This is a genomic window from Gordonia jacobaea (assembly GCF_965344965.1).
Classification (GTDB): domain Bacteria; phylum Actinomycetota; class Actinomycetes; order Mycobacteriales; family Mycobacteriaceae; genus Gordonia; species Gordonia jacobaea.
Genome location: NZ_CBDRLS010000005.1, coordinates 150247 through 164032 on the forward strand (window position 1 = coordinate 150247; position 13786 = coordinate 164032).

Annotated in this window: 12 protein-coding genes; 4 read left to right on the forward strand and 8 right to left on the reverse strand. The window is 65.3% G+C overall.

Annotation, left to right across the window (positions count from 1 at the left end):
• Window positions 1-143 precede the first annotated feature (143 nt).
• Window positions 144-1529 (forward strand): LLM class flavin-dependent oxidoreductase, encoded by a 1386-nt coding sequence (locus ACRVY7_RS17575; RefSeq protein WP_431817999.1) that lies wholly within the window; start codon window positions 144-146, stop codon window positions 1527-1529.
• Window positions 1526-2734 carry an acyl-CoA dehydrogenase family protein gene (locus ACRVY7_RS17580; protein WP_431818000.1) on the forward strand — a complete coding sequence of 403 codons (1209 nt, stop codon included), beginning with the start codon at window positions 1526-1528 and terminating at the stop codon, window positions 2732-2734. The genes ACRVY7_RS17575 and ACRVY7_RS17580 overlap by 4 nt, the downstream gene beginning before the upstream one ends.
• 7 nt (window positions 2735-2741) lie before the next feature.
• Here ACRVY7_RS17580 and ACRVY7_RS17585 read toward each other — a convergent pair whose 3' ends face one another.
• A complete protein-coding gene (locus ACRVY7_RS17585; protein WP_431818001.1) occupies window positions 2742-3386 on the reverse strand; it encodes a TetR/AcrR family transcriptional regulator in 645 nt (214 codons plus the stop codon).
• A gap of 164 nt (window positions 3387-3550) precedes the next feature.
• Here ACRVY7_RS17585 and ACRVY7_RS17590 point away from each other — a divergent pair, with 164 nt between their 5' ends.
• Complete coding sequence (locus ACRVY7_RS17590) at window positions 3551-4081, forward strand: hypothetical protein (protein ID WP_431818002.1); 531 nt, start codon at window positions 3551-3553, stop codon at window positions 4079-4081.
• A gap of 20 nt (window positions 4082-4101) precedes the next feature.
• On the opposite strand, the gene ACRVY7_RS17595 is transcribed toward ACRVY7_RS17590, so the two are convergent.
• A complete protein-coding gene (locus tag ACRVY7_RS17595; RefSeq protein WP_431818003.1) occupies window positions 4102-5337 on the reverse strand; it encodes an AAA family ATPase in 1236 nt (411 codons plus the stop codon).
• A gap of 569 nt (window positions 5338-5906) precedes the next feature.
• Here ACRVY7_RS17595 and ACRVY7_RS17600 point away from each other — a divergent pair.
• A complete protein-coding gene (locus tag ACRVY7_RS17600) occupies window positions 5907-6764 on the forward strand; it encodes a glycoside hydrolase family 16 protein (protein ID WP_431818245.1) in 858 nt (285 codons plus the stop codon).
• A gap of 239 nt (window positions 6765-7003) precedes the next feature.
• On the opposite strand, the gene ACRVY7_RS17605 is transcribed toward ACRVY7_RS17600, so the two are convergent.
• The 6 genes from ACRVY7_RS17605 to glnT all read right to left on the reverse strand — a co-directional run bounded on the left by ACRVY7_RS17605 (window position 7004) and on the right by glnT (window position 13526).
• A complete protein-coding gene (locus tag ACRVY7_RS17605; protein ID WP_416259128.1) occupies window positions 7004-7738 on the reverse strand; it encodes a helix-turn-helix domain-containing protein in 735 nt (244 codons plus the stop codon).
• A gap of 3 nt (window positions 7739-7741) precedes the next feature.
• Window positions 7742-8932 (reverse strand): NAD(P)/FAD-dependent oxidoreductase, encoded by a 1191-nt coding sequence (locus tag ACRVY7_RS17610; protein ID WP_431818004.1) that lies wholly within the window; start codon window positions 8930-8932, stop codon window positions 7742-7744.
• On the reverse strand, window positions 8929-10263 hold the full coding sequence (locus ACRVY7_RS17615) for an FMN-binding glutamate synthase family protein (protein WP_049699143.1): 1335 nt from the start codon (window positions 10261-10263) through the stop codon (window positions 8929-8931). The genes ACRVY7_RS17610 and ACRVY7_RS17615 overlap by 4 nt, the downstream gene beginning before the upstream one ends.
• A 185-nt stretch (window positions 10264-10448) precedes the next feature.
• On the reverse strand, window positions 10449-11180 hold the full coding sequence (locus ACRVY7_RS17620; protein WP_431818005.1) for a GltB/FmdC/FwdC-like GXGXG domain-containing protein: 732 nt from the start codon (window positions 11178-11180) through the stop codon (window positions 10449-10451).
• Entirely contained in the window at window positions 11168-12064 is an 897-nt protein-coding gene (locus tag ACRVY7_RS17625) for a class II glutamine amidotransferase domain-containing protein (protein WP_431818006.1), read from the reverse strand. Before ACRVY7_RS17625 ends, ACRVY7_RS17620 begins: the two co-directional genes overlap by 13 nt.
• Before the next feature lie 115 nt (window positions 12065-12179).
• Window positions 12180-13526: a type III glutamate--ammonia ligase gene (gene glnT, locus ACRVY7_RS17630; protein ID WP_431818007.1), complete on the reverse strand. Its 1347-nt coding sequence runs from the start codon at window positions 13524-13526 to the stop codon at window positions 12180-12182.
• Window positions 13527-13786: the final 260 nt, after the last annotated feature.

A 13786-nucleotide genomic window follows, 5' to 3' on the forward strand; every position in this document is an offset into this window, starting at 1 on the left:
CATCGGCGGGAAGGATGCAGCACGAATTCTCTCCTCAGTCAGGGACCGGCCAACCGTAGGAAATCCGACACGGTCGGTCACTTCTTGTCATCACCCTGATTCCAAGTAGTCATCGCGTCGGGCGCGGTCGTAACGTCACGCGCATGGCCCAACCCCAACCACTGAGATTCGCCGCGTTCGTGATGAACACGACGTCGCACATCCTGCACGGCGCCTGGCGCGCACCGGAGGCACAGCAGACGAACTTCAACGACCTCGATCACTGGATTTCGCTCGCAAAGACGTTGGAGCAGGCCAAGTTCGACTTCATCTTCTTCGCCGATGTCGTCGGCCTCTACGACGACTACCAGGGTGATTGGAAGAAGTTCGTCGACTCGGGACTGCAGATTCCGAGCAACGATCCGCTGGTGCTCGCATCGGCATTGGCCTCGCACACCGAGAATCTCGGTATCGCCGTGACGAGTTCGATCCTTCAGGAGCATCCGTTCGACTTCGCGCGCAAGATCTCGACACTCGACCACGCATCGCGCGGCCGGATCGCGTGGAACATCGTCACCAGCTTGTCGAGCAACGCGTGGCGCAACTTCGGTTACGACGGCATCACGCGCCACGACGACCGTTACGCCTGGGCGCAGGAGTACGCCGACGTCGTCTACAAGCTGTGGGAGGGCTCGTGGGACGACGATGCGCTCGTCCAGGACAAGGAATCCGGTCTGCATGCCGACTTCGACAAGGTGCACAAGATCCATCACGTCGGCGAGCGGTACCGAGTCGAGGGACCCCATCTCGTCGCGCCGTCTCCGCAGCGCACACCTGTTCTCTTTCAAGCTGGTTCGTCGCCCGCGGGCCGACGCTTCGCCGCCCGCAATGCGGAGGCGCAGTTCATCGTCTCGCCGAATCCCGCTGCGGCGAAGGGACTTGTCGACGACACTCGACGGCTGGTCGCTGAAGCCGGACGTGATCCGCAGGATCTCACGTTCTTCCAGGGACTGTCGTTTGTCATCGGCTCCACCGAGGAGGAGGCAGCGCGCAAGGCTCGCGAACTCGACGACCTCATCGACCCCAGCACGATCATCGCGCACTCCGCGGGCGGACTCGGCATCGATCTCGGCCACTACGATCTGGATACACCTATCGGGGACATCGAGACCCAGGGCACGCAGAGCACGCTGCTGTGGCTGCGCGAGGCGGTACCTGATCGGGAGCCGACGGTCCGCGACCTCGCCGAATTGCGCAGCCGCTCGGGAAGAGTCGTGGGAACGCCAGAACGGATCGCCGATCGTCTCGAGTTGTGGCGGGACGCAGGCGTCGGAGGCGTGAACGTCATCAACGCGACCATCCCGGGGAGCTATGTCGAGTTCGCGGAGCACGTCCTGCCCGTTCTGCGGGATCGTGGCCTGGCACAACGTGATTACGCACCGGGCACCGTGCGCGCGAAGTTGACCGGTCGGGACCGGCTACCTGATTCGCACCCAGCCGCGGGCTATCGCGGTGCTTTCGCCACTGCTCGCGAAGAGGTGTCGGCATGACTGCAGCAACGAGAGTCGTCGCCGACCGCGCCGCGGTGCTCGCCGAGATCGCAGCAGGGTCGGCCGAACGTGAACGGGCGGGCCAGGATCCGCGTGCACAGATCGAGCTACTGCGCGATGCAGGACTCACCGCCCTCACACTCGACTCCGAGCACGGAGGTGGCGGAGCCGACGTCGTCGAACTCGTCGAGTTCATTATCGACCTCGCGCGGGCCGACCCGATCGCTGCGCACATCCTGCGCGCGCACTACTGGTTTGTCGAACAGGTGAAACGTCTTCCCGACGGGCCGGTCCGTGACCGATGGAGTGCCCTGATCGCCGACGGTGCCATCTTCGGCAACGCCACAAGCGAACGGGCCGGCACGGCCGGCGCTCGCAGATTCGCCACGACCATTCGCCCCACCGACTCCGGCTGGCTTCTCTCCGGCGAGAAGTTCTATTCCACCGGAACGGCTTTCGCCGACTTCATCGCCGTGCAGGCGACGGTCGACGACGCACAGGGCGGAGAACGACTCGCACGCCTCATCGTCCCTGTCGACCGGGCAGGTGTATCGGTCATCGACGACTGGGACGGAATCGGCCAGCACCGCACCGGGACCGGTTCGACGCAGTTCACCGATGTGGTGGTCACCGCCGACGACATCCTCGGGATCGTCGACCTCAGCGCACCGGGTGCGTCGCGAATCGCCAATGACGCTCCCCTGCTTCAGCTCTTCCTGCAGGCGCTCATCACCGGAATCCTGTTGTCGGTGAACGACGATGCGATCGAGCTTGTCCGTGGTCGCACACGCACCTTCGACCACGCACCCGCCGATGAACCACGTCACGATCCCGTGCTACTCAAGACAATCGGCGAGATCGACGCCACTGCACACGTCGCACGCGCTGCCGTTCTCGCCGCGGCGCGCGAGGTCGAGTCGGCGTTCGAATGCGCACGGCAAGGCGTGATCGACGCCTCACTCTTCGAGCGGGCATCCGTCGCCGCCGCGCGCGTGAAGGTTCACGTCGACTCCGTCGCATTACCAACTGCCACAGCGCTATTCGATGTCGGCGGAGCGTCGTCGGCCAGTCGCGCACGAAATCTGGACCGACACTGGCGCAACATCAGGACGATCACACTGCACAACCCGACGTCGTACAAGGCGATCGCCCTGGGCGATCTTGCAGTCAACGGCACCGCGCTGCCGGCAAACGGCTATTTCTAGACCTGCGCTAGCTCGAACTGTCTTGAGTCTGCGCCTCACCAACAGCCGGAGAGTCCGGCCCGTACATCGTCAACCAGTACGCGCGGGCGAGGGATGCGGCGAACTCGGCGTCGCACTTCTCCGGGGCGTTCGTGAGGTCGAGGAGGCTGCCCCGCGTGGTGACGGTGATGAATCGTGCGGTCTGGTCGGGGTCGAGGTCGGCAGGGGCCAGGCCGTCCGCCTGATCCTGGCGCAGACGTTCGGCCATTTTCGCCGTATACAGCTCGAGGAAGCCGCCGAACTCGGTCCTCAGCCTGGCGTCGAGGTCGACGGTTTCGAGAAAGGCGCGCCAGACGGGACCGTGCTCGCGCCCGAGTTGGAACATGCGGGTGATGGTGTCGGCGAGGTCGTCAGGGCCCATCGGCTCGGTGCGCATCCACCACTGGTCCGACACCTCCCAAAACGCGGTGAAGAAGGGCTCGGCCGCGTTCTCGATCAGATCGCCCTTGTCGTCGAACCATTGGTAGAAGGTCGACCGCGACACGTTGGCGGTTGTCAGAATGCGCTCGACCGGGACGTCCGCGTAGCGCACGCCGGACTCGAGAATGGTGGCCACCGACTCGAGGATCCGCGCCCGTGACGACGTCCGACGCTTGACCGGGGCACGTGACATGCAGGTCAGAGTACTCGCTGATGCTCTCATGGCAGCGCTCCTGTCTGACTGTGCCGACGGTCGTCCGGCATCGGAGCCAAGCTCATTGACGAACTCTTAGCGCTGTTGTTGAAGTCTTAGCGCCTCGCATGCTGTCGTCGGGAAGGCGTCGAGCGTAGACCGAAGTGGTGACATTGTTCGACATACTGCCCTCTCTGAAAGGGGTCACCGTGGCCAGATCGTTCGATTCGACGAAGTGGCGCTTGCCTATTCGCTGCGCGGGGTGCGACTTCCTCGTGAATGACCTCTCACTGCGGGAGGAGTCGTTGCGGCGCAAGGTCGCGTTCTTCCTCGACGAGTCGGGAGAGCCGGTCAGTCAGGCGCTGTGCCCCGAGGCGGTGTGGTTTCCCGCGCTGGTCACTCGGATCAGCAGTGCGCAACTCACCGCTCAGCGCGCCGTCCTCCACGTCGACGCCGCGCTCCCACTCACCACCGCGATCGTCGACGTCGCATTCCCCGGCAACGAACTCGCAGGCGCACACCTCGCCGACATCACGGTGGTCGACGCTTCGGGGCATCGACGCACCCTCAACGCCGAGTTGCCCCCACATGTATCGGTGACGGGAACGATCGTGCTGGCGCTGCGATGCGTGTCGACGCACCTCCCGACGGTTGAGGACTCGACCCGCCAGAGCCAATTGACGGTCGACGGTTAGCGGTAGCCGAGTAGCGCTCGCTACAGGTACGTGCCCGTCGGCAGTGCGGCCTCGTGCGCGCGCGAACCGATCACCGACAGGAGCGTCGCTGTCGTGATTTCGGCTCCGTCGACGAGGATTGCGCGACGGACGATCTCGCTCACGTCAGCACCACTGCGATCACGAGGCAGTGCTGCGACGACCCGTGCGACGTCGACGTCGAGGGCACCGATTCTCGCGAGGACACCCGCCAGAATCGCCGCTGCCGCAGCGTCATCGGGAGGGTCGAGCTCGATCACCGTGTCGAAACGGGCTGCGCGCGTGGCGGCGCCGTCGAGGGCGCGCGGATCGTTCGTCGTCGCGATCGTCAGAACGCGGTCATGGGCCGTCGCTCCATCCAGCGCCGCCAACAACGCACCGAGTGCGGAGTCGTCGCCGTCGCCGCGTCGTCGGACGTAGAGGTCGACGTCGTCGAGGATCACGACGAGCGGCCCGAGGACATCGGCCATGGCGTAGACGGACCCGAGCTTGGCCATGACTGCGGCGGATTCGACGATGACGACGGTGAAGTCACCGAGCAGTTCACCGGCGATCGTCCGAGCGATCGCCGTCTTGCCGACACCGGGACGCCCGGCGAGCAGCACACCGCGACTCGTCGACATTCCTGCCGCGGTGAGGATCTCGTGACGAGAAGTGACCGCGGAGACACTCAGATCCACCTCGCGCCAGACGCTGTCAGGGATCGCGATGTCGGCGCGGGTTGTCGACGGCTCGGGAGCAGCCGCGAGCGAGATCTCGTTGTAGACCACTGATACCGATAACACTCGTCCGCGCAACGGATTACGCGCATCGATACGACGACGCAGCTCGACGACGGCACGAGACACCATGTCACGAAGTTCATTCGGCGCATACAGCGAGATGGTGGCTCTCGAGTTGTTATCGCTGAGCAACGACGAAATGACCAACGGTCCACTGCCGAAGGGGTTGTCGGGGGTGAAAGCCAGCGAGATGTCGGCGGGTACTGAGAACTCGTCGTCGCCGATACTGCGCTCTGCCCACCGCGGAGGTGCGTCGTCTTCGTCCGGACCGATTGCGGGCGAATCATTTTCGATCAGGTCACCGAGGACGAGGCCCGCTGCGATTCTACTGGCCGGGTTGATGGACATGACCTGGACGAAGAGTTCGTTCCGGTCAGCGCGCAGATGTGTCTTCAGGAATGTGTCGATGGAGGCGGGGGCTTCGGGGAGCGCATCGTTGAGCAACTGTGCGACCACAGTGACGGCGCGTCGGACATGAGGGTGCTCCGTGGCGAGCGAGTCGAGCGTGGATGTTGTTGCGGGCGTGGTGTCCTCCTTCTGTGGGCAAGCGTGTCAGCTTGGCACCGATCGACGACGCGATGCAAGAGGTTTTCGCGCGGCGAGACCCCGCCTGGCCTGGCGGGGTCTCGCGAAAGTGGTGGGGCAGTGCCGATCAGTTGACCCACACCCAGTTCCAGCGACGGGTGCGCGAGTCGAAGCGACGCACCCGGCGACGACGCTGTGCCGGAGCGGGGGTCTGGCGCTGCTGCTGGTTGTTGTTCGGGATGGGCATGACTACCTCTTTCACTTCGGCGGACCGCTCGTCGGTGAGCGCTCTCTCTGACATCACCGACAATGCCAACCGAGACTTGCGAGGCACTCGACGTCGACTGGGAGATGACTGGGAAAGGACGCTGAATGCCGTTGATAGGCGCGGCATCACAGATTGCTGCGAGGTTGGCTGTTCGGCTGGCAGACGGGGCAATCATTCGATAGTGTCCGAATTGTCATCACCGGGGGATCGCACCGACGAGGAGAACGTCCCGATGCACAGACGCCCACCCCGGCCGACCCTCCCCCACTCGTTACGACGCCGCGTCGCATCGCGGCTGCGCCGCCTGACAGGTCCGGTTTCACTCACACTTGTCGCTTCGTTGACGGCCCTGGGACTCTCGCATGTCGCGCCTGCTCGTGGGGCCACGTTGGTGTGGTCTGACGAGTTCAACGGCGCGGCCGGCAGTTCGCCGTCGACGTCGAACTGGAACTTCGAGACCGGTGGCGGCGGCTGGGGTAACAACGAGTGGCAGACCTACACCAATTCGCGGCAGAACTCCTACCTCGACGGCAACGGCCGACTGGTGATCGCCGCCCGCTCCGACGGCACGTCGATCACGTCGGCACGCCTCAACACTCTCGGCAAGGTCGCATTTACCTACGGGACGGCGTCGGCCAGGATCAAACTGCCTGCGGGAAAGGGTCTACTGCCGGCGTTCTGGCTGATGGGCACCGACATCTACTCGGTGGGGTGGCCCGCGAGCGGCGAGATCGACGTGATCGAAACTCCCTCGGTGACAACGTCATACACGAACCACGTGCACGGGCCGACGACCTCGGGCGGGACGTGGAAGCTCGGCAACTCCGGTGCGATCGCCGATCTGTCGACCGACTTCCACACGTACTCGGTCACGAAGTCGCGAGATGCGATCACCGTCGCGCTCGACGGACGGACGGTCGGCAGCTACCGGGCGTCGCAGTTGAGCGCCGACAAGAAGTGGGTGTTCAACAAGCCGACGTACCTACTGCTGACGCTCGCGGTCGGCGGGGACTGGCCCGGCGACCCCGACCTCACGACGCCGAATCCGTCGTACATGACGCTCGACTGGATCCGGGTGTACTCGAGCTGAGGTGGTCTCGACAAGCTCGACCAGCGGGTTGGGCTCGACCGGCGGGTGGGTGGGGCGAGCCTTTCCGCTGATTGAGCCGGCCGCGAGCGGAGCGAGCTGCCGAGTCGAAATCACCTGCGGTGGTCTCGACAAGCGGGCGGGGTGGTCTCGACAAGCTCGACCAGCGGGCGGGTGGTCTCGACAAGCTCGACCAACGGGGGACGCTCGACCAGCGGGTGGCTCGACCGGCGGGCGGATGGTCAGATGGCCGAGTCGGGGAACGCGATGACCGAGAGGAACCGGATCGGGAGTTCGACCAGTTCGACGGGCCCGTGGGCGCCCTCGCCGTCGAGTTGCAGCGAATCGCCGGGGCTGAGCCGGTAGACCGAGCGCGAGTGCGCGTAGTCCATCGTTCCGTCGAGCATGAAGATGAACTCGGTGCCCGGATGTTGAAAGAGCGGCTGCGTCACCGACTTCTCGGTGAGCGTCACCAGCAGGCATTCGAGGCGCTTGTGCTCGCCGCGGAGCGAGCCGAGCATCTCGTACTCGTGGCCCTCGCGGGAGCCTTCGCGCACGATCTGCGAGCCCTCCCCCGCCTTGACGAACACCGCGGACCGTTCGAGGTCGGCGCCACGGAAGAGCGAGGTCACCGAGACGTCGAACGCGGTGGCCAGCGCGGCCAAGGTGCTCAGGCTGCAGGACGTCTGCGCGTTCTCGATCTTGGAGAGCATGGCCTTGGAGATGCCGACCTTGGCAGCCATGTCACCGACCGAGAGGCCTTCCTGCCTGCGGAGACGTCGGACGTTGTGCGCTATCGCCGATTCGAGTTCGAGTTCTTCGACCGGTTGATCGACCGGACGTTCGCGCGCGGTCCCCGATTGGTTACGGATCAGAGCGTCGTCGGTCACCTCGCCAGCATATCGGTAGACGGACTTCACTCGGGGTAGACGCCGGGGTCCGGCGGACGTCGGTGTTCCGCCGTGGAGAGCACACATCCGCTACCGCATCTCGCCCGCGCCGACGTACGGGAACTTGGTCTTGAGCAGGTCGCCGTCGTCGAAGCGGGAGAGTCGGAAGTCCGACTCCGGGATGCGCGGATCGTTGCTGCGACCGTCGACGACGAGGTCGGCGACGAGACGTCCGACGGCAGGCGAGATCTTGAAGCCGTGTCCGCTGAAGCCCGCGGCGATGACGAGTCCGTCGAGCGGACCGGTGGAGATCACCGGGTTCCAGTCGGGTGTGACGTCGTAGCAGCCCGCGTAGCTGCTGGTGATGCTCGCGTCGGTAAACGCCGGGAATCGGGTACCGACCTTGTCGACGGTGAGGTCGAGGAATGCCTCGTCGGCGCGATTGAGGTATCCGTCAGGATTTGCGACCTCGAGCTCGGCGAGATCTGAGTTGCCGAACAGGATCTCGCCGCGGACGTCGGGTCGGACGTACTGCAGCGACACCAGATCCGAGAACACCGGCACCGCACCGAGTTCCATGCCCGGATGAATCATCACGATCTGCTCGCGGTGCACCGTGATCGGCACATCGATGCCGTACTTGTCGAGGAAGGGCTTGGTCCACACGCCTGTCGCGACGACGACGGTGTCGGCGGAGATGGTCGAGTGGTCGGCGAGTTCGACTCCGGTGACACGCTCTCCGTCGGTCAGCAGACCGGAAACGCTGGTGCCCTGTTTGATTCGGACACCGGCAGCTCTCGCCGACGCCGCAAACGCCTGCGCAGTCTGATACGCGTCGCCATAGCCACCGCGTTCTTCCCAGCCGAACGCGGCGAACGGTTCGAGATCGGCTGCGGGCCAGAGCTTTGCCACCTCGGAGACATCCATCTCCTCGGTCTGCACTCCGACCTCGCGCTGGGCTGCCAGGCTTTTCCGTAGGTTCTCGACGTTGGGCTCTCCGACCCCGACCACGTAGCCGGTCTGTCGGAAGCCGATGTCGGTGCCGAAGATCTCCTCGGCCTTTTCGAACACCTCGAGGCCGATGGCAGCCATGGCCGCGAGCGAACTGACACCGTAGTGGCAGCGGACGATGCCCGACGACTTGCCCGTCATTCCACCGCCGACGGTATCTCGCTCGCACACAACAACATCGGTGATGCCGCGCTGCGCCAGTGCCCATGCCGTCGCGACGCCCTCGAGGCCACCGCCGATGATGACGATGGATGCGGTTTCGGTACTCACAGACCCGCTCCCGTCCCGGGAATCCAGTTGGTGCCCGCGAGAGGAACACGCGCCATGGCTGCGGCCTCGATCGAGATCGCCACCAGGTCTTCGGGTTCCAGGTGATGCAGGTGCGCCTTGCCGCAAGCGCGGGCGATGGTCTGCGCCTCCATCGTGGTCACGCGCAGGAAGTTGGCGAGTCGTCGGCCACCGGCGATCGGGTCGAAGCGCGCGGAGAGTTCCGGGTCCTGGGTGGTGATTCCGGCCGGATCCCTGCCGTCCTGGAAGTCGTCGTAGAAGCCCGCGGCCGATCCCAGTGCCGCGTATTCGTCCTGGTAGCGAGGATCGTTGTCGCCCAACGCGATGAGCGCTGCGGTACCGATTGCCACGGCGTCGGCCCCCAGAGCCATGGCCTTCGCGACGTCGGCTCCGTTCCGGATGCCGCCGGAGACGATGAGCTGAACCTCTCGGTGCACGCCCAGCTCTTGAAGTGCCTGCACCGCTTGGGGAATCGCGGCGAGTGTCGGAATGCCGACGTGCTCGATGAAGACTTCCTGGGTAGCAGCAGTGCCGCCCTGCATGCCGTCGACCACCACGACGTCGGCGCCGGAATGCACCGCGAGCTTGACGTCGTAGTAGGTGCGGGTGGCGCCGACCTTGACGTAGATCGGCTTCTCCCAGTCGGTGATCTCGCGCAGTTCGTTTATCTTGATCGCGAGGTCGTCGGGGCCGGTCCAGTCCGGGTGACGCGACGCGCTTCGCTGGTCGATACCGACAGGCAGGGTGCGCATCCCGGCCACTCGCTCGGTGATCTTCTGTCCCAACAGCATTCCGCCGCCGCCCGGCTTGGCGCCCTGTCCGAGGACGACCTCGATCGCGTCGGCCTTGCGCAGGTCGTCGGGGTTCATTCCGTAGCGCGACGGGAGGTACTGGTAGACAAGGTTCTTGGACTGTCCGCGCTCTTCGGGGGTCATGCCGCCGTCGCCCGTGGTGGTCGACGTCCCGACCTCCGACGCTCCACGACCGAGCGCCTCCTTGGCGCCCGCCGACAACGCGCCGAAGCTCATGCCCGCGATGGTGACCGGGGTGTCGAGGTGCAGCGGGTACTTCGCGTTGCGGGTGCCGAGAGTGACGTCGGTGCCGCAGCGTTCACGATAGCCCTCCAGGGGGTAGCGCGACATGGAGGCGCCGAGGAACAGGAGGTCGTCGAAGTGCGGCAGTTTGCGCTTGGCACCCCACCCGCGGATGTCGTAAACGCCTGTCTCCGCGGCGCGTTGGATCTCGGCGATGGTTGAGCGATCGAAGGTCGCCGACTCGCGCAGACCGCGCTGCGCGTTGTTGAGGTTGGACATGGGATTCTCCGTTGTGGGTAGTGGTCTCGACGGGCTCGACCAGCGAGAGTGGGGCTCGACCAGCGGGGCGGGTGCTCGACCGGCGGTTGGGCGGTGGTCTCGACAAGCTCGACCAGCGAGAGTCGGGCTCGACCAGCCATTGGGCGGTGGTCTCGACAAGCTCGACCAGCCGGGGTGAGCGGGCGTCAGTAGGAAGACGAGTTGTCGGCGTGGAAGTGGTAGAGCTCGCGGGCGGAGCCGTAGCGGGTGTATGCGGACAAGTCGTCGTCCTTGAAGCCGGCGGCCTTGAGGAGTCCGGCGAGTTCTTCGAGATGCTCGCTGCGCATCGGCTTGGCCACGCAGTCGGCGCCCAGGGATGCGACGGAACCTCGCACGTACAGGCGGGTTTCGTAGATCGAGTCGCCGAGTCCGTGTCCGGCGTCGCCGCGGATGACCAGGCGGCCGGCCTGCGCCATGAATGCGCTGCTGTGGCCGACGTTGCCGCCGACCACGATGTCGACGCCCTTCATCGAGATACCGCAGCGAGCTGCGGCGTCGCCCTCGACAACGAGCAGTCCGCCGTGGGCTGTCGCGCCGGCCGACTGGGACGCGTTGCCCTTGACGACGACGGTTCCGCTCATCATGTTCTCGGCGACACCGGTTCCTGCGTTGCCGTTGATGATGATCTCGGCCTGCTGGTTCATGCCCGCCGCGTAGTAGCCGACGTGCCCGTTGACCGTGATCTTCACCGGAGCGTTCACGCCTGCCGCAACGCTGTGGGCGCCGTGCGGGTTGTCGATCGTCACCTCGCCCGAAATATCGCCGTGCAGAGTCGAATTGACTTCGCGAAGAGGTGTGGTGTCGAGATCGAAGTACAGGTCGGTCATCGGATTCTCCGTGGACGGGGATGTGGATGGGGTTGCTGTCAGCGTGTCCATGCGTAGACCACCTCTGGTTCGGGCTCCCAGATGCGAGCCTCGTCGACTCCGGGAAGGTGTGCGAGAGCGCGATATTCGCTTGCCATCGCGACCCAGTCGGGTGTCTCGGCGATGACTGCGGGCTTGCAGGCGATCGCGTCGCGGACCACCGCGAAGGAGTCGCGGTTGGAGACGAGGAGTGTGTAGAAGCCGTCGAAGGTTGCACACACCTCCTTCAGCGCCGTTTCGACGTCCTTGCCCTGCGCGAGCTGATGAGCGACGAAGCGTGCGCCGACCTCGGTGTCGTTCTCGCTATCGAATTCGACGCCCTGAGAGCGCAATTCGCGGCGGATTGTCGCGTGGTTGGAGAACGAACCGTTGTGCACCAGGCACTGTTCGGGGCCGACGGCGAAGGGATGTGCACCCGACGGGGTCACAGCCGATTCCGTCGCCATACGAGTGTGTCCGACGCCCTGCCAGCCCGACGCCGCCGCCAGGTCCCACTTCTGTGCAAGATCGCGGGGCGCGCCAACACCTTTGAGCACGGTCAGGTCGGAGCCGAATCCCGCGACGAGCGCCGTCGGAAAGGCCGAGCGGGCAGCGTCGAGGAGGGTTGCGGAGTCGAGATCGGCCGACACGACCAGCGTCTCGTCGACCTTCTGCGCGGCGACGGGTGTGCCGAGCGTCGAAGTGAGAAGGGCTGCGGCGTCTGCAGGTTCGACGTCGGTGTCGAGGAGGCAGACGCAGCCGTGTCCGGCGGGCGCCCAGTCCGGGTTGCCGTAGACGGCGATACCCGCGGAATCTGCTCCGCGGTCTTGCATTTCGCCCAGCATCCCGGAGAGGAGTTCCCCGAGGCGGGGGTAGAGATCGGGGTTGCGCAGGTGCAACCCGACGATTCCGCACATGACATGAACCTTTCGTTGGTTGGGGGGGTGATCTCGACAAGCTCGATCAGCGGTGGTCGGCTCGATCAGCGGGGTGGGGCTCGATCAGTGGTGGTCGGCTCGATCAGCAGGTGGTCTAGAAGGCCGTCAGGTACTGGTCGACTTCCCAGGGCGAGACGGCGGAGTGCCAGGCGAAGAACTCCTCGCGCTTGAGGTGCGAGAAGTACTGCGAGACGGTCTGTGAGTCGGCCGGCCACTCGTCGGGGATGGCGGCGTCGAGCGTGGCTGTGACAACCGTGTCGGCTTCGAGCGCTTCGACGGCGTGCAGCAGAGTGAGCGGCAATGAGGAGATGTGCTTGGGGCAGGTGCCGAGCGCGCCGGGGTCGAGGCTGCGCTTGATGCCGTCGAGTCCCGCGCCGAGTGCGGCCGCGATGGCCAGGTACGGGTTGGCCGAGCCGTCGCCGCCACGCAGTTCGACGCGCTGCTCGTCGGGGATGCGTACGTAGTGGGTTCGGTCATTGCCGCCGTAGGTGGGAACTCGCGGTGCCCATGACGCGCCCGATCGGGTCGCGGTGGCACCAGTCCTCTTGTAGGAGTTGACCGTTGGCGCCATCACAGCCTGAAGGGCTGGGGCGTGCTCGAGGATGCCACCGACGAATCCGTATGCCTGCGGTGAGAGGCCCAGGCCGCGCTCATCGTCGTCGGCTGCGTTCGGGAACACCGGGTTTCCTGCCGAGGTGAGTGAAAGGTGAAGGTGCAGACCGGAACCGGTGCGTTCGGCGAAGGGCTTGGGCATGAAGGTGGCGACCATGCCGCGCTCGGCCGCGAACGTGGAGAGCAGGTAGCGCAGCGTGATCACACGGTCGGCGGTGGTCAGCGCATCGGAGTAGGCGAAGTTCTGCTCGAACTGGCCGTTGCCGTCTTCGTGGTCGTTGGCGTAGTTGCTCCAGCCGAGCTGGTTCATCGCCGTGGAGACGGTGGTGAGGTGGTCGTACATGCGGGTGAGGCCGCGGACGTCGTAGCAGGGTCGGTCGGAGTCGTCGGCCGCGTCTGCGGTGATCAGCGAGCCGCTGGCGTCGCGCTTGAGCAGGAAGTACTCGACCTCCGCGCCAACCCACGGCTCGAAGCCGGCGTCGGCGGTCTGCGCGATCAGGGACTTGAGGATGTTGCGAGGAGCGAACGGCCACGGCTTGCCCAGTACGTAGGGATCGCAGTGGACGATGGCCAGCCCCTCCTTGATGAACGGGACCGGGAGGAACGACGAGACGTCGGGGATGGCCATCAGGTCAGGATCTTTGGGCTCCTGTCCGATCGCGCCGACGGCGTAGCCGGCGAAACCGACTCCGTCGGTGGCCAATTCGTCGACGGCCTCGACCGGGACGAGCTTCGCGCATGGCTTGCCACGCAGGTCGACGAACATGGCGAGGATGAACTTGGTGTTGTTGGCCTCGCACAGCTCGGCGAGGGTCTGGGTGTCAGTCATGGTTGCTCCGGGAGTTCGGGTGGGAGTGAATCCAGTATGTCTACTCGTATGAACCTTTGTCTAGTCCTAGTAGACGCTCGAGGTATTGCGGTTACGTTAAGCCCGCGTGAGGTCGTGGTATCGGGATGGCCGGTGCACGCTCGGCGGTAGGGAACGCCCAGTCGGCACTATGAGGCGCCCAGTGGACGGGAGGAGGCGCCCAGTCGGCAGGATGAGGCGCCCAGTGGACGGGATGAGGCGCCCAGTCGGCTGAGAATGAC

What these genes read in the sequence shown, in the direction of transcription:
- ACRVY7_RS17575 (WP_431817999.1), top strand. Translation starts at nt 144, where the DNA reads ATGGCCCAACCCCAACCACTGAGATTCGCCGCGTTCGTGATGAACACG.
- ACRVY7_RS17580 (WP_431818000.1), top strand. Translation starts at nt 1,526, where the DNA reads ATGACTGCAGCAACGAGAGTCGTCGCCGACCGCGCCGCGGTGCTCGCC.
- ACRVY7_RS17585 (WP_431818001.1), bottom strand. Translation starts at nt 3,386, where the DNA reads ATGTCACGTGCCCCGGTCAAGCGTCGGACGTCGTCACGGGCGCGGATC.
- ACRVY7_RS17600 (WP_431818245.1), top strand. Translation starts at nt 5,907, where the DNA reads ATGCACAGACGCCCACCCCGGCCGACCCTCCCCCACTCGTTACGACGC.
- ACRVY7_RS17605 (WP_416259128.1), bottom strand. Translation starts at nt 7,738, where the DNA reads ATGTGTGCTCTCCACGGCGGAACACCGACGTCCGCCGGACCCCGGCGT.
- ACRVY7_RS17615 (WP_049699143.1), bottom strand. Translation starts at nt 10,263, where the DNA reads ATGTCCAACCTCAACAACGCGCAGCGCGGTCTGCGCGAGTCGGCGACC.
- ACRVY7_RS17620 (WP_431818005.1), bottom strand. Translation starts at nt 11,180, where the DNA reads ATGGACACGCTGACAGCAACCCCATCCACATCCCCGTCCACGGAGAAT.
- ACRVY7_RS17625 (WP_431818006.1), bottom strand. Translation starts at nt 12,064, where the DNA reads ATGTGCGGAATCGTCGGGTTGCACCTGCGCAACCCCGATCTCTACCCC.
- glnT (WP_431818007.1), bottom strand. Translation starts at nt 13,526, where the DNA reads ATGACTGACACCCAGACCCTCGCCGAGCTGTGCGAGGCCAACAACACC.